General features: G+C 68.2%; 12 protein-coding genes. 10 read left to right on the top strand and 2 right to left on the bottom strand.

What is annotated here, in order from left to right; genetic code table 11:
- Nucleotide 1 precedes the first annotated feature (1 nt).
- The 9 genes from O7613_RS15145 (at nt 2) to O7613_RS15105 (ending at nt 11,703) form a co-directional block, all read left to right on the top strand.
- Nucleotides 2–1,912 (top strand): trypsin-like peptidase domain-containing protein, encoded by a 1,911-nt coding sequence (locus O7613_RS15145; protein WP_282289105.1) that lies wholly within the window; start codon nt 2–4, stop codon nt 1,910–1,912.
- On the top strand, nt 1,906–2,886 hold the full coding sequence (locus tag O7613_RS15140; RefSeq protein WP_282289104.1) for a MoxR family ATPase: 981 nt from the start codon (nt 1,906–1,908) through the stop codon (nt 2,884–2,886). Before O7613_RS15145 ends, O7613_RS15140 begins: the two co-directional genes overlap by 7 nt.
- A 6-nt stretch (nt 2,887–2,892) precedes the next feature.
- Nucleotides 2,893–5,895, top strand: coding sequence for a TIR-like protein FxsC (locus tag O7613_RS15135; protein WP_282289103.1), 3,003 nt, complete (start codon nt 2,893–2,895; stop codon nt 5,893–5,895).
- 313 nt (nt 5,896–6,208) lie between these two features.
- Complete coding sequence (locus O7613_RS15130; protein ID WP_282289102.1) at nt 6,209–6,610, top strand: hypothetical protein; 402 nt, start codon at nt 6,209–6,211, stop codon at nt 6,608–6,610.
- Between the two features lie 424 nt (nt 6,611–7,034).
- Nucleotides 7,035–7,736 (top strand): Crp/Fnr family transcriptional regulator, encoded by a 702-nt coding sequence (locus tag O7613_RS15125; RefSeq protein WP_282289101.1) that lies wholly within the window; start codon nt 7,035–7,037, stop codon nt 7,734–7,736.
- A 35-nt stretch (nt 7,737–7,771) separates the two neighbouring features.
- Entirely contained in the window at nt 7,772–8,551 is a 780-nt protein-coding gene (locus O7613_RS15120; RefSeq protein ID WP_282289100.1) for a hypothetical protein, read from the top strand.
- Nucleotides 8,548–10,584 (top strand): hypothetical protein, encoded by a 2,037-nt coding sequence (locus tag O7613_RS15115; RefSeq protein ID WP_282289099.1) that lies wholly within the window; start codon nt 8,548–8,550, stop codon nt 10,582–10,584. Before O7613_RS15120 ends, O7613_RS15115 begins: the two co-directional genes overlap by 4 nt.
- Nucleotides 10,577–11,251: a hypothetical protein gene (locus tag O7613_RS15110; RefSeq protein ID WP_282289098.1), complete on the top strand. Its 675-nt coding sequence runs from the start codon at nt 10,577–10,579 to the stop codon at nt 11,249–11,251. Before O7613_RS15115 ends, O7613_RS15110 begins: the two co-directional genes overlap by 8 nt.
- On the top strand, nt 11,248–11,703 hold the full coding sequence (locus O7613_RS15105; protein WP_282289097.1) for a Pycsar system effector family protein: 456 nt from the start codon (nt 11,248–11,250) through the stop codon (nt 11,701–11,703). The genes O7613_RS15110 and O7613_RS15105 overlap by 4 nt, the downstream gene beginning before the upstream one ends.
- A 150-nt stretch (nt 11,704–11,853) precedes the next feature.
- Here O7613_RS15105 and O7613_RS15100 read toward each other — a convergent pair whose 3' ends face one another.
- Both O7613_RS15100 and O7613_RS15095 read right to left on the bottom strand, forming a co-directional pair.
- Nucleotides 11,854–13,254 (bottom strand): recombinase family protein, encoded by a 1,401-nt coding sequence (locus O7613_RS15100; protein WP_282289096.1) that lies wholly within the window; start codon nt 13,252–13,254, stop codon nt 11,854–11,856.
- A 227-nt stretch (nt 13,255–13,481) separates the two neighbouring features.
- Complete coding sequence (locus O7613_RS15095; RefSeq protein WP_282289095.1) at nt 13,482–14,039, bottom strand: helix-turn-helix transcriptional regulator; 558 nt, start codon at nt 14,037–14,039, stop codon at nt 13,482–13,484.
- A 76-nt stretch (nt 14,040–14,115) separates the two neighbouring features.
- On the opposite strand from O7613_RS15095, the gene O7613_RS15090 reads away from it, so the two are divergent.
- Nucleotides 14,116–15,735, top strand: coding sequence for an FAD-dependent oxidoreductase (locus tag O7613_RS15090; RefSeq protein ID WP_282289094.1), 1,620 nt, complete (start codon nt 14,116–14,118; stop codon nt 15,733–15,735).
- The last annotated feature ends 10 nt before the right edge of the window (nt 15,736–15,745 follow it).

Below are 15,745 nucleotides of genomic sequence, written 5' to 3'. Positions count from 1 at the left end.
GTTGACGGCCTGGCACCAGCGTTGGAGCGACCTCGTCGAGGACTGTCTCGTCCGGGTCGGACCTAACCCCGTCGCCGCCTCGGATGAGGGCGGCTCTGGAGTGTGGGTCGCCCCTGGCCTCATCGTGACCTGCGCCCACGTGGTGCCCGAGGGAGCCGGCAGCAGGACCGAGGTCGTCTGGCGTGACCGGGTGCTGCACGGTGCGGTCACCGACCACGTCCCAGCCGAGCGGGGAGACCTCGGCCTGTGGGCGTACCCCGACCTGGCGGTCATCGAGGTGGCCGACCCGCCCGAGCATCCGTGCGCCTGGCTCTCCGAGTCCGCGCCGCACGATGCCGCACCCCTAACGGCATTCGGCCACTCGGCAAAGCTGGGGGAGGGACTGCGCCCTGCCGCCGTGGAGGGCCGGTTCAGCGGATGGCACCTCTTCGGAAACGGCCGCAACTGGCAGCTCACGGGAAATGAGATCGCGGCGGGCATGTCTGGCGGACCGGTGCTCGACGCGAGGGACGGGGCGGTCTGCGCCATCGTGACGACGACCGTCGCCGAGGACACCGACCGGGGCGGCTATCTCGCACCGGTCGCGGCGCTACGAGAGCTGCCCGCCGCCCGATGGCGCACGATGATGGCCGCACACGACCGCTTCCACGCCCGGGACCAGCGCTGGGCGCACCTGCGCCGGCAGCAGGCATGGCAGGGCGACCGTCTCGACCGCCCGTGTGGACCGCAGGAGGAGATGGAGCTGCTGGGACTGCTGGCCGAACTACCCGCCCCTGACCCGCTGACGTTGCAGCGGCTCTTCGCCACCTGCGCGGACGACGGGCGCCCGCCCGTCACACCGCTACTCGCTCTACGCGACGTCGCAGCGACACTGTGGGACGTCCCGGCGGGAGACCCGGACCGGCTACTGCCTCTGCTGCGAATGGCGCACGAACTCAGCCACCTGCACGACGGCACCGGACCGGGCCGGGAGCTGCGCGACTGGACCACCGTGCTGGCCACCCGGCTGAACCGGCTGGACGTGCTGAAGGCATGGAGAGTCGGGAACCGGGCGGCGGCCGCCGCACCGCGCGGGGTCATCTCACTGCAGATCGTCCCCGGCTACGCCAGGGTCGATCGTTACCGGCTGACGATGACAGTGCACGACGACCCGGTCCGTGAGCCCCGCCGCCTCTATTCCGACGAGGAGCCCCGGCACACCCTCGCCCAGGTTAGAGAGGTAGCCCGGGAGCGCCTCAGGGACGCGCTCTGCTGGCTCGGCGGCGCGGCGTCGATCGAATTCGTCCTCCCCATCGGGCTGTTCGACGAGCCCTTCGACGAGCTGGTCCCGACGAAGCCCTACACGAATCTGGGCCGCAAGTACCGGGTGGTGCTCCGCGACTACGACCGGTCCGTCGACCCCGAGGTGCGATACGACTGGCTTCGACGCTGGCAACAACTGACGACGGTGGACGGCGACGTCCGCTGGATCGTTTGCACGGAGGGACTTACCGCACAGGAATTCTCCGCCGAGCTCGAACAGCGTCCCGAGGTCACCGTGGTCGCGCTCACCCGACGCCCCAGTTCCGGAGGCGCCGTCGAAGAACTGCTACGCGTCGCGCTGGACGCCGGGGTGCCGGTCGCGGTGTGGCGGCGCGACACCTGCGCGGAACACGACACGGGTGCCGTTGTGGCGGACTGCTCGGGGCGGCAGTTCCGCGAGGCGATCACCGGAAGCCTCACCACCACGGTCGGCCTTCCTGAACGGGTACGACTGCTCCGCAATCGGACGGCGGGCCACCAACCCAGTCAGAGCGATCTCCACTGTCGCGGAACCGTACTGCTCTGGGACGACCCCGGCCGCGCCGAGCCGCTGGCTCCCGTGCTGGAGCCCGAAGACCGCACCGACGAGGAGGCACGCCCCAGATGGTGATCTTCAAGGGAGACGGCGACCCGCACCCGTGGACGTTGCCGGACCCACCTCCGTGGCGGCAGTTCGACGGCGGCCCTCTCGTCACCTACACCACCGAAGACGATGGCGACGGCAGCCGACCCAACGCCGTCGAGCGGGCCGTCACCTACCGGGCTGACGCACGCGAGGTCGAGCTGGTCAACGTCGCAATCATGCTCCGTCGGCCGTTGCTGGTCACCGGCCGCCCCGGCACGGGCAAGTCCACCCTGGCGTACGCGATCGCCCACGAGCTGGGGCTCGGCCCGGTCCTACGCTGGCCGGTCACCAGCCGCACCACGTTGCAGGACGGCCTGTATCGCTACGACGCTATCGCCCGCCTCCAGGACGCCAACCTCTCCTCGCAACAGCGCCCGGCCGCCGACATCGGCCGATACCTCCAACTGGGACCGCTGGGCACCGCCCTGTTGCCGACCGAGGCGCCACGGGTGCTGCTCATCGACGAGGTCGACAAGAGCGACATGGACCTGCCCAACGACCTGCTCAACGTGCTCGAGGAGGGGGAGTACCGGATCCCCGAACTGGTCCGCATCGCCGACACCGTGGCGGGCGTGGAGGTCGGCATCGAACAGGCCACCACCCCGGTGCGGGTGGAACGCGGGCTGGTCCGCTGTCATGCGTTCCCCATCGTGATCATGACCAGCAACGGCGAACGGGAGTTCCCACCGGCGTTCCTGCGGCGATGCGTCCGGCTCGACATCGCCGAACCCGACGCCGAACGGCTCGAGGCGATCGTCCGGGCGCATCTGGGAGACGAGGCGCTGGCGGCGAACGCCGACCTCATCCAGCGCTTCCTCGAACGACGTGCGGTCGGGGAACTGGCCACCGACCAGCTGCTCAACGCCATCTTTCTGACTATGAACGCCGAGCAAACCGGTGTCACCGACCGGTATGGGCTCGCCGAACTTGTCCTTCGCCACCTCAACCCGACCGGCTGACCCAGGATGTCTCTCACGGCGCTGATCCGGGCGCTGAGCGAGGCCGGAATCGCGCCGACGGCGCGGGAGCTGGCCGAGGCGGTGTGGCTGGCGCGGCAGGTGCCCCCGCCTCCGCCCCCGTCGGCGCCGGTGTCCACGGTCCCCGCCCCGGTCGGACGGCAGGAGACCCCGGACGAGCCGGCGTCGGCCCCGCACCCCGAGCCGCCGCCGGGCCTCGTCCCCCTCGGAGTGGTCCGGGCGACGGCCACCGGACCACCGACGACCGGACATCCGGTCGCGCTGCCCGCGGCACCCGGCCTCACGGGCCCCCGGGAGCTGCAGAAAGCGCTGCGGCCGTTTCGCCGCCGTGCCGCGTCCCGCCGCCACCAAGTGCTCGACGAGGCGGCCACCGTCGAGGTCATCGCCAGCACCGGCATCTGGTCGGTCGTGCAACGCCCCGCCCGGGAACGATGGCTCGACGTGGCACTCGTCGTCGACGCATCACCCACTATGCAACTGTGGCGTACCGACGTCGCCGAGCTTGAGGAGACGCTGCACCGCACCGGGGCCTTCCGGGACGTCCGTCGGTGGCACCTCACCCTGAACGAGCAGGGCTGTCACGTCGCGGCGAACCCGTCCGCGCCGCCACGCAGCCCTCGGGAGCTCATCGACAGCTCAGGACGGCGGATCGTCCTCGTGGTCACGGACGGCGCGGCGAAGCCGTGGCACGACGGCGCCGCAAGTGCCACCTTGCACGACTGGTCCCGCGCCGGCCCACTCGCCGTGGTGCAGGTGCTGCCCGAGGATCTGTGGCACCGCACCGGCCTGCCTACGCGGGCCGCCGTGCTGCACACCAGCCGGCCCGGTGCGCCGAACAGTCAGCTGCGCGCCGTCCTGCGACGCCGTCCGCACCACAGGCCGGGCGCGTCGGTCGTACCCGTGCTCGGTGTGGAACCCGCGGCCCTTCTCTCCTGGGCGCAGCTGATCGGGGGCGGGGTCTCCGGACTGGCCCTAGCGGTGGCGGTGGAACCCGCACAACCGGCTGCGGAGCGGGGACTCTTCCATCCCGCCGAGCCGGGCGACGAACTACGCCGTTTCCGGGCCGGCGCCTCCCCGGCCGCCTACCAGCTGGCGGTGTGTCTGTCGGCGGTACCCCTGACGCTGCCGGTGATGCGTCTGGTGCAGCACGTTCTCGTTCCGACCGCACGGACGTCCGCGCTCGCCGAGATCATGCTCGGTGGGCTGCTCCTCCACACCGGCGCGGAGGAGTACGAGTTCCGGCCAGGTGTCCGTGACCGTCTGCTCCACCAACTGCGGCGCACCGAGGCCGACGCCGTGCTGGCGGCTGTGGGGCGCTACCTCGGGGGGCACGCCGGGCAGGCCGGCCGGACGTTCGCCGGACTCGCCGCCGTCGCGGAAGGCCCCGTCGAGGCGTCCACGGACATCGTCACCGCAGTCCATCCCCTCGCCGCTGCCCGGCTCGGTCTGGCCGATCCGAGGCGCGCCGACCCTACCCCGCCCAGTGGCACCCCGGACGGCAACCGGCGGACTGCTCTGCTGATCGCCACTGACCGATTTGACGATGACAGCCTCCCGAACCTGCGCACGGCGGCGCCGGACCTGACCCGGCTCGCCGGCGTACTGGGCGAGCCGTCCGCCGGTTTCAGCGTCCAGGTGTCGCTGAACGAACCGCTCGGCGGCCTCCGGGCCAGGTTGGAAGCGTTCGTCGCCGACAGTCGACCCGACGAAACGCTGCTGCTCTACCTCGGAAGCCACGGCATCATCGACCGTTACGGTCGCCTGCAGTTCGGCACTGTGGAGACCCGGCGAGTGCCGGCAGACCCGGCTCACGCTGGGGCCAGGAGAACGGACTACGCATACACGCTGTCGGCTACTTTCCTCGCCAGACTGGTCGCCGAGGCCCCAGCACGCCAGGTGGTCATTCTTCTCGACTGCAGCCACGCCGGCCTCTTCGCCGAGGAGTGCAGGGGCGTATGGGACAAGACGGACGAGCTTCGACGTGAAGTGAGAGGAGCAGGTACGCGCGTGCTCATCGCCTCGACCGGTCCGACCGAGATTGCGATGGAGAACCAGAACGGATCCCTGTTCGTCAGTGCGGCGATCGAAGGGCTGACCGATCCGAAGGGCGACGTCGACGGAGACGGAGCGATCTCAGTCGCTGACCTGTACCAGTACGTGAACCGGCTACTGACAAAACAGCAACAGCAGCCACGTCAGCGGCCGCTGTGGTATGCGACCGGCACGGGACAGATCCTCCTCGCGCGAGCCCCAGCCCTAGGGGGACGGGCCATTGTTCGCAACCGCGACGAGCGGAGGCCAGCAGACGGCGGAGCCGACCAGCCAGCACCGGTGTTCTACCTCAGCTACGCCCCGGGCATGGGTCGCGAGCGCAGAGACCGCCTTATGAACGAACGAATCATACGACTCTTCGATGATCTCTGCATACACGTCAGCGAGCTCATCGGTCCGTTGCACTCCCAGACCGCCGGATTCATGGACACGCCACTCTCGGGCGAGTCACGCTGGACCGACGAACCCCTCGCCGCCCTGGCTACCTGCCAGGTGTTCGTGCCACTGGTCTCGCCTGCTCTGCTGCGTAGTCCTTTCTGCAGAATCGAATGGAACACGTTCGCCCGCCGGCCGCGGGAGCTCCGGACGACTAGGATGCCCGCGACGAGCAGCATCCTTCCGGTCCTGTGGGCACCCGTCGAGCCCGTGGAGATTCCCGCTGCGCTACGTCGCACCAGCTGGTTCGCCCCGACCAGCCTGCCTGACCCGGAGACGGTGTCGTCATATCAGCAGGACGGCCTCTATAGCCTGCTCAGGCGGCAGGAAGCCGCCTACCAGGCAGTCGTGTGGCGTCTCGCCCAACAGGTTGTGAGACTGTACCGGGACGGTTTGACGGTGCCAGCCCCGTCCCTTTCGGCCGAGGGTCTGTACGACGGTCCCTGGGTCGAGCCCGGTTGGCGCGGCGAGGCGGAACGCCCTTTCCCCGGCGATCTGCTCTGACTGCGAGGCTGGCTGGTCAGTCTCCAGGTGATGGCCTGATCGGTAGCAGCGGATGCGATTCTGCAGCAGGTCCGAAGCCTTGTCTGCACGTACTGCCGATTGCGGGGTGACCGCCTTACGTCCACCTCGCTCTACCGGCGGCATCTCAAACGGTGGCTGTCGACCGTGATCGGGTGATCGGGTCGAACGCCGAGATAATGTCATCGGCGACCAGAAGACGCCTCATCGCCGTGGTCGCGAGCCTCCGCTGTCGCCCAATAGAGCGGCGGCCGGATCCGCTGCCCTGGCTCCGAGTGCGTACTCTACTCTAGAGGTGCTCCTGGTCTGCCCAGCCGCCGGGCTGATGATCGGCTCGCTCTTCGCCACCCTCCGTACCATGGGCGGCGACTTGGCACCACAAGGGCGCGTCACCCAGATGATGTCCTGGCTCAACAGCATCGACATAGCCGGCGGTGTCGCAAGGGCGGCCGTCTTCGCCCACATCGCGGACGCTCAGGGAAGCAGGACCGCGCTCGCCCTGATACCAGGCCTACTTCTCGTGGCCACGATGATCAGCCCAACAGCCCATCACCGCGATGATCAGCCGAAAAGCCCGGCACTGCCCCAGCACCTTGCGCATAACCACCCCGACAGCTCCCGCTCGGCAGAGGGGGTGGGGGTGGGGGTGGGGGTGGTGAAGCCTGAGTCACCCGCGAAAACCCTCGCCCATGGTTGACAATCAGTTACAAATGCGATCATCGTCTGATTGTGTCTGCGCAGCTCAGCGCTTGCTTCTGACAGTCAAGGACAAGGTCGGGATGGCTACTTTTCGTAACAAGGGGTCGTCGGTTCGAATTCAGATTGACTCGATTTAGGGTCGATGGCTGGCCCACATCTCAGGCCAGCCCTCGAGGGTGTACCGGACGAGTCCCCGTTGGCGGTCCGGGGCCTGTGTAGTCCGGGTAGGGTGGTCGTCAACCGATCGGGATGGCACCAACAACACGCAACCCGAGGTGGGCATCGGTTCGTGTCGATCCCGATACAAGCCCATGCCCAACACTCCAGGTCAAGCCCAACTTCGAGGCGCTGGTCTTCGAGGTGACTCGAACCCCAACAGGCGCTGGCTGTTCCCGTTGAAGCCTCGGCGATACATTCTGTGCATGCGTGACTACGGTGACTCTGGACTCGTCGCGTACCTGCCGCAGGACGAGTGGCACCGGGTGCAGAACACCGGGATCCCCGTCCGCTTCGAGTCCCGCGCCGTGCTCCTGCGCCAAGGTGACACTACCCAGCACGTGCACGTGGTCCTAGCTGGGTGCGTGAAGATCGTGCGGTCGGAGGGTGACGGCAGCCGGTCGATGTTGACACTGCGGGCCGCTGGCGACGTCGTGGGTGACCTGGCAGCCGTTGATCTGCAACCTCGGTCTGCCACCGTCACTGCCCTCACCACTACGGTTACCCGGCTGCTGACTGGCCCGCAGTTTCGTCGTCTTCTGACCCGGCCTGCGTTCGCCGCGGGCTTCACCACCTATACGGTGAGCCGATTGCGCAGCTCGGACGCTCAGCGTTCAGCGCTGGCCGTCCTGCCGGTTCGGGAGCGGTTGGCACGGGCGCTGCTCCAGCTCAATCGGGAGAGCCGGAGCGCTGACGGGCAACCCGCGATCCGGCTGTCGCAGGCCGAGCTCGCGGAATTGGTCGGCGCCTCACGCAACGCGGTCGTCGCCGAGCTGACCGCCCTGCGGGAGGCCGGCATTGTCGTGACCGGGAGGCGTGAAGTCATCATCGTGGAGCCTGCTGCACTGAGCGGCCGGTCACACGGTTTCCGCCCAGAACTGGGCAGAGAGCAGCGCGGTCCGGGCTGACGCTGAGGGGGTCCCGTTATCGAGAAGGGCCTTCCGTGGAACACATTCCGTTCGAAAGATCAGTCGATCTGCCGCCGTACCGCGCGATCCTGGCGGTGGACGCCAAGGGCTTCACCGCCGAACCAGGCAGCACCCATGAGGCGATCAGCAGAAACCTGCTGGACCTGGTCGGCGACGCCCTGAACGGGGCCGGCTTGCGGGCCGAGTGGGAACGCCCGGCGTTCCTCGGCCCGACCGGCGACGGCTTCGCCGTCGGGCTTCCCACACACGTTTTGCCTTACCTGGTAGACCCGTTCCCGCGCCTGCTCCAACAGCGCCTCGCCGAGCATAATCGGCAGGCGCGGGCACGCCTCCAGCTGCGGGTCAGCCTGCACGTCGGGCCGTTGCCGGCTGATCCGGAGAATCCCCACTGGACCGGCAACGGCGACTCGCGCAACGACACCCACCGTCTGCTCGATTCCGCGCCGGTGAAGGCCGTACTCGCCGCAGCCAGCCCTCGCGTGACATTCGTCGCGTGCATCTTCTCTGACCGCGTTTTCGGAGATGTCATCGCCGCTGGGTACGCCGGCATGCAGCCCGACCGCTGCCTCCCGGTCACAGCGACGGTCGACGGCAAGGCTTTCAGCCGGCAGGCGTGGCTCTACCTTCCGGAGGTCTCCGGAAACCTTCTCGGCGTGCTACCGGGCACGCCGCTTCCCCCACCAGCCCGGCATCCGGCACAGCCTAGAGTTTCCGGCCCACGTGTGAAGCGGAATGAAGGTCAGGTTGCCACCACGGTCGAGAGCATGACGCAGCATCGGGGTGGAGACCGGTGACGACCGATCCGATCGAGCCCACACACCCGGACATCGACGACTCCTACGCCGACGACATCGACGAGAGCCCTTACGTCGAGGAGAACAGCGGCCAGGTTGCCTCCAGCGTCGGCCGCGACATGGTGCAGAACGTTCACAACTGGCTCGGGCGCTACCAGGCCGCTCGGGAGCTCTCGGACGACTTTGTGCAGCAGACCATCTCCACTTTCGTAAAGCGCACCTATAACCCGGGTGAGCTGTCCAGGGAGGCAGCGGCCAGAATCCTGTGGGAGCGGCGGCACGTCCTGCTAGTGGCCGATCCGGGCACTGGACGGCGAACCGCCGCGGTGGGGCTGCTCGGCGAGGTCTCTTTGCCCCGGCGGGAGATCCCGATCAACGACGACGAGCAGCGGCTCCTGCCCGTTGACGAGGTGCCGTGGTCGTCGTATGGCCGTTCGGCATACCTGCTCACGGTGCCGCCCGGAAGCCGGAACGGACGGTTGCGGGAACTGCTCATCGCCTATCGAGAAGCCGTGGAAAAGCACGACTCATACCTAGTCGTCCTGGTCGACCGCAAGAGCCTCGAAAGGCCTGAGGACGTTCTCGGTTTCACCGTCCTCAGAGTCAACGCTCCCAGCCGCGAGGAACTGCTGAGCCGACTCCTCGACGACCAGCGCACCCGGCTGGATGTGGACGCACTGCTCAAGACACCACCGCTACCGGCGATGTTCGAGGGTGCCACGCCGGCCCAGATCGCCAGGCTGTCCCGCCGTATCAGGGCCGCCGCAGCTGATCCGCAGGAACCGCTAAGCGAGATCGCTGGCCAGGCGGTCCAGGCCTATCAGAGCTGGGACGACGAACTGGTCATCTGGTTCGAGACCCACACCGATCCGCGGACCCGGCTCTTTCTCATCGCCCTGGCCTTCCTGCAGGGAGGACAAGCTACCAACGTCCTCCACGCGATGGAGAAGCTCGCCAAGAAGCTGGAGGAACCGGCGAACGTCCGCGGCGGCATCGGCGCCCCCGGAATCCGCCAACTCGCCAAGAACGTCAACGCCCGGATCGACGGCGAGCACCGGATCTTCTTCACCCTGCCGTCCTACGACGTCGCGATCCTGCGCTACGTGCACGGCGACCAGTCCAAGGCCTTCCGAACGAATCTCTGGAGCTGGGCGTCCGACCTGCCCATACGCCGCGGCGGTGCCCCGAACGCTCGCGTCGCCGAACAGGTGGCCTCAGCCATGCTTGCCGTGACCCTGTCGCTTCCCGGGGCCGACGCCCCCGAGGTGCGCATGCTGATCGAACGATGGTGGAGCTACCAGACCCTACGGCCGCTGGTCGTCAAACTGATGACGGCAGTGGCGATGAGCCCCGAAGCCGGGGCGGCGATGCGCAGTCGGCTCAACCAGTGGGCCGTCCAATCGGGAAGCCTCCCGCTGCTCTGCGCCGTCGCCGCGGCCTGCGGCGGGGCACTGGCAGACGCGTATCCGCAGGCGGTGCTGACCCGGCTCAACAACCTCGCAGGGCGGCGGATCGACGTCGTCACCGACGCGGTTGTGGAGGCCGTGCGATCGCTGTGGAGCCGACCGCAGCACCGGCAGGCGACGCTCCGCCAAGTCCTCGACTGGGCGGCCGGGCAAGACCAACGGCACGACGCAGGGCTGCGTGCCTTGGCGGCGATCTCAGAAACCCTGAACGAGGCCCAGTTCCTCCTTGGCGAGCTGGCTGGCGACGCAGCACGGCAGATCCAACTAGTACAAGCCCTGTCGCTCCTGTTCACCGGCGAAGGGCCTCAGGGCGGAATCCGCGAGGCGCTCTTCCGCTGGCTGGACGCAGCAACTGCGGAGCCCGTGTGCGCGGGCCTGATCACCAACCTGATGATCCACGCCGGCGGAACCGGTGAAGGAGCCAGCAGCCGCTTCGCGCGCATTTCCGACCTGCTGTACGATTGGCAGCCACTCGACCGCGATGCCCAAGCGCCGGCTGCCAGGGAACTACGTGACCGGCTCAACGAGCGGCTCCACCGAGCAAACCCGCTGGGCGCCCATGAGTGAGAATTGGCGGGGCCGCCTATCGCGACCCTGGGCTACACCAAAAGAGCCCTCAAAGCCGGTCACCTTCATCGCTGAGCTGCGCAGCCGGCACCCACACATCGCATTCGACGCGACCCTCCATCTCTGGCGGCGGGGCAGCGACGAGGCCGTCACCTGGACCACGCGGCAAAGGGCCACCGAGTGGGCCGACAAGGTGACCGCCAAATACTGCGTCACCCAAGCCGGCAACGCCGAAAACGAGATCAACAGCCTGAACCCCTACGGCGCACGCGTCCAACTGGCAGTCAGCTCGCAAGCGCGCACCGCTGCCGAAGGCATCCTGAGAATCGCCCGGGAGACCGCCCTCGAACGCCTGAAGCAGCGGGCCGAGTTGGAGCGGATCCACCACCTCAGAGAGAACATCTACTCCCGGCCCGACGTCGCCCGCAGCTACTGGCTCTACCACCATCCCGACCGTCCGGACGAGCTACTCAAGATCAAATTCGAAGAGATCGCCGAGAAGTTCGGAGACGCTGGCGAATCCCGCTCTCTGGTGATAGCCAAGCTGATCGACGAATTCCTCGGGCAGATGGGGGACGGCGAACGTCGATATCTTCTCAGGCAGCTGGGGCAGGTCTTCTCCTCCTATAACCGGACTGACCTGGCGGAACGGCTTGATGCCACATGAGGGAAGCCCAACGATCCGTCCTGCAACAGGCGAACGACATGATCCGCTTTGCTGACGTGAAGGCGGCCGCGGTCCTGGCGGCCGCCGGAGTCCTGGCGGGGCAGTTGCCGTCGGATCAACGCTCCTGGACCAACGGCGTCCTACTCGTGTCCGGCGTCTGCATCGCGCTCAGCGCGCTGTTGGCGCTGTATACGCTGGCACCGAGGCGGGCGGCGGCCGCGTGGTCGCTGCACTACTTCGACCACGTCGCCCGTCGGTACGGCGGCGATCGGGAAGCCTTCATCGACGCCTGGGTGGAGCAGGCGGCCGACGGGGACGCGTTCGAACGGGAGATCATCGGACAGATCTGGGCGGCAAACATAGTCGCGCACCGTAAGTTCACTCAGATCACCTGGTCCATCCGCATCCTCGTGGTCGGCGTCGTGGCGCTGGTGACCGTCGCCGTTACTTGAGTTCCCGGAAACCTGAGGGGCCCGGTGGTAACCCGGGCCCCTCCAGTTTAGTTGGGCAATAATCAGCCGATAGGGATGGCGCCGACGATGCGCAGCCCGAGTTGGACATCGGTTCGTGTCGATCTCGGACACATCATTACCACATATCGATCATGATCCGCGCAGGTTGACCTGCGCGGATCTTTCCGCGGTTGGTGTGCAGTGTTCCTGGTCGCAGACGATGCTGATCTTCCCTCGGTGTAGGAGCGTGAACAGGTCGTGTGGGGTCTGAATGCCGCTGGGGAGGCGGGGATGGTCGGCGAGTCTTGCAATGATGCGGTCTTCCCTGAGGTAGAGGATCTTGCGTCGACGGTCGGTGGGATGTTGATTGCTGGTGTGGCCGTGGCGGCATCGGTAGCCGGGACGTCGATTGATCCAGTGGGATTCCATTTTTGGCCCGCACGGTCCACAGCGCAGTAGGCCGGTGAAGAGGTAGCGGCGGGTGGTGCCGTCGTGGGCGCTGCGGTGGGAGCGGACGGCCTGGGCGGCGACGAAGTCCTGCTCACTGACCAGCGCGGTGTGGGCCCGTTGCGTGGAGACCACCCAGTCCCCGGTCGGGTTCCGTCGGATGGGTTGTCGCTCCATGCGGCTGGCGTCGGTGTCGGTGCGCGCGGGTTGCCGGTTCCAGACCTGCCGGCCCGTGTAGCGCGGATTGGCGAGTATCGCCGCGACTGTTCGTAGGGTCCACCGCTCGCCACGGCGGTGGGGATTACGGTCGGGATCGACGCCTGACGGGCACGGTATGTCGGCGTCGTTGAGGGCGCGCGCGATGCTGGCGAGGCTGTGGCCGTCCAGGCGTTGGGCGAACATCCACCGCACGTGTGCGGCCGTGGCCGGATCCGGTTCGAGGCGTTGAAGCCGGCGACCCCAGCGCGCCTGGGCGGCGTTCGGATGAGGGCCGGCGTCAACGAGTCGGTAGCCGTAGGGCGGTCGGCCTCCGAGGTACCGTCCCTGCTCCCGCGCTTGGGCCCGCATGGCCGTGATGACCCGGAACCGGGCGCGCTGCACCTCACGTTTCGACTGGGCGCCCAGCATCATGATCAGCGCCTGATGGGCCGGATCGTGGTGATCAACCGGCCCGTCCGTCTCGGGCAGCCACAGCTGCACAGCGTGCTGTTCGAGCACGGGTGCCAGGTGCTGCAGCTGGTTGGCGGAGAACGCCCGCTCGTACTCGCCGACCACGATCGCGTCGAACCCGCGATCCGGGTCGTCGAGCGTGGCCAGCAGCGCGGCGGCCTGCGGGCGCTGCCGCCAACCGCGGCGGCGCGAGCAGCCGACATCGAAGTACTCGGCGACGATCGCACCGTGAGCGGCGACGAGTTCAGTGGCGCAGTCCCGTTGCCAGTGCCGGGACGTCACCCGGTCCTGGTGCTCTACGCTCGACATCCGACCGTAGAACGCAAACCGCAGACCACGCCGCCGTTCGGTAGGCAGCTGCGGGTTGGCCTGCGGCTGCCCGTTGAGCCATCGAGTCAGGGAATCCTCGAGATCGTCACGCTGGTGGTCCGACACGCCGACATTTCTACGAAGGACCTTCGCAGCCGAGTCGGACAAGCAGTCCGCTGGCGCTGGTCGAAGGACTGTCGGGCCGCTCGGTGGCAGTCGGTCCGTATGCTGCGTTGGCATACCTCGGTCCGGCTCCCAAGCCGGCACGGTATTGCTTCGCGGGCTCACTTGGCGTGCCTGGTGTGGAATTTGCTCAACGCCTGACGCGAGAAGTTGGTTACCCGGGTCCACGCTCACTGGTGCAGATGCGCGCGCTGCCCCTCACGGTCGAAGATCATGATCAGCTCGGCCGGGCCGTGGAGCGCTGTCATCGAGTGTGGGGTCATCGTCGAGAACTCGGCTGCCTCGCCCTTCTCGACCTCGATCTTCCGCTCGCCGAGCCACAGCAGCACCCTGCCCTCGAGCGCCAAGAACCAGTCGTACCCCGGATGGACCCGCTGGGCCGGCATCGTCGTCTCCGGCTCCAACCGGACCTTCATCGCCATGGTGCGTCCATCGACGCGGCTCAGCGGCCACGTCGTGCGTGAACCCGAACGGTGTTGAACCGGCCGGATCACCACGTCCTCGTCGCTGGTTGCCTCGAAGAGGACGTCGAGGCTGACCTGCAGCGCGCCGGCCAGGGGCACGAGCACATCGAGACTGAGCGTCCGTTTGCCCGTTTCCACCCGGCTGATCGTCGACGGGCTGAGGTTGCTGCGCTGGGCGAGTTCGTCCAGGGAGTAGCCGAGCGTGGTGCGGATGCTCCGCAACCGCGTGCGTGCCAGGCGCTCCACCTCACTGCGGTCGTTCATCTCCCCAGCATCGAGACCTCTTGCGGATTCCGCAAGCCTTCTGTCACATGTCGCCAGGTGTTCCTAGGCTGGAGCCATGACGGACCATGCCCACGAGACACCCGAACACACACCGCACCAGAGCCTCGTGCGCAGGTGCGACGTCGCCGTCATCGGCGGATCGGCGGCCGGGTTGGCGGCCGCGCTGCAGCTCGCTCGTCAGCGACGCTCAGTCATCGTCGTCGACGACGCCACACCACGGAACGCCCCGGCGGCACACATGCACGGCTACCTCGGACGCGAGGGCACCCCACCCGAGGCGATGTGGGCCATCGGGCGGGAGGAGGTCCGCAGCTACGGCGGCAACGTCCTGACCGGCCGTGTCCTGGCGGCGTGGAAAGAGGACGACGGGTTCCACCTCGCCCTCTCGGGCGGCCACGGCCTCGTCGCACGCCGGGTGTTGGCCGCGACCGGCATCGTCGACGAGCTTCCCGACATCGAGGGCCTCGCCGAGCGGTGGGGCCGTCAGGTGTTCAACTGCCCGTTCTGCCACGGCTGGGAGGTCCGCGACCTGCGGGTCGTGCAGATCGTCACGACGCCGATGGGACTGCATCCGACCCCGCTGGTACGGCACCTGACCGACCAGTTGACCGTGGTGCTGCACGATGCGACGGGGATCGACCCGGCCGCGGTGCAGACCCTCGTCGCCTCCGTGGTCCCGGTGGTCGAGGGTGCGGTGCGCCGGGTGGCCGACGCCGGCCCGGACGGGTCACTCGTCGTCGAGCTCGCCGACGGCCGCAGCCTGCCGGCCGACGCGATCCTCACCGGGGGCCGGTTCCGTCCCCGGGTCGAGATGCTCGCCGGGCTCGGCGTCGACACCACGGCCCATCCCAGCGGACTCGGTGACCTGGTCGCGGTCGACCCCACCGGACGTACCAGTGTGGCGGGCGTCTTCGCCGCCGGGAACCTGACGGACCCGAGCGCCCAGGTCCTTCAGTCCGCCGCCAACGGCAGCTGGATCGGCGCCCAGATCGCCTTCAGCCTCGCCGGCGAGGACACCTCGGCGGGTGTCCGCCCCTCCGGCGTCGCGATCGAGTGGGACGGCCGCTACGGGCATCAGGAACGCGTGTGGAGCGCCAACCCGAACGGCACCCTCACGGCGGAGGTGGCGGATCTGCCCCCCGGGCGGGCGCTCGACGTCGGCGCGGGCGAGGGAGCCGACGCGCTCTGGCTGGCCGAACGAGGCTGGAAGGTGACCGCCTCCGACGTCTCCGCCAGGGCACTCGACCGCATCCGGGCCGAAGCGGAACGTCGCGGGCTCGACGTGCGCACGTTGCACCGCGACGCCAACGACCCCGCCGCGTACGCGGACGAGACCTACGACCTCGTCTCCCTGCAGTACGGGTCGTTCCAGCGCACCCCCGAGCAGCGCGGACTGCGCAATCTGCTCGACGCCGTGGCCGTCGGTGGGACGCTGCTCGTCGTCGGCCACGACCTGACCATGTTTCAGCAGCTGCCGGACCCCGGCGAGCAGACCTACATGTACGACCCGCAGGCGTACGTCGGCATCGACGAGATCGCCGCCGCCATCACGGCTTCGGGCGACTGGCGTATCGACGTCAACGAGACCCGCCCGCGCCCCCCGGGTGCGATCAGCACCCACCACGCCGACGACGTCGTGCTGCGCGCCGTCCGACTGGAGCACCGCAGGAAGTAAGGCAACCCTG

This window comes from Micromonospora sp. WMMD975 (assembly GCF_029581215.1).
Classification (GTDB): Bacteria; Actinomycetota; Actinomycetes; order Mycobacteriales; family Micromonosporaceae; genus Micromonospora.
Note: the sequence above shows the minus strand (reverse complement) of the source record. Positions and strands in the feature narration are given on the sequence as shown.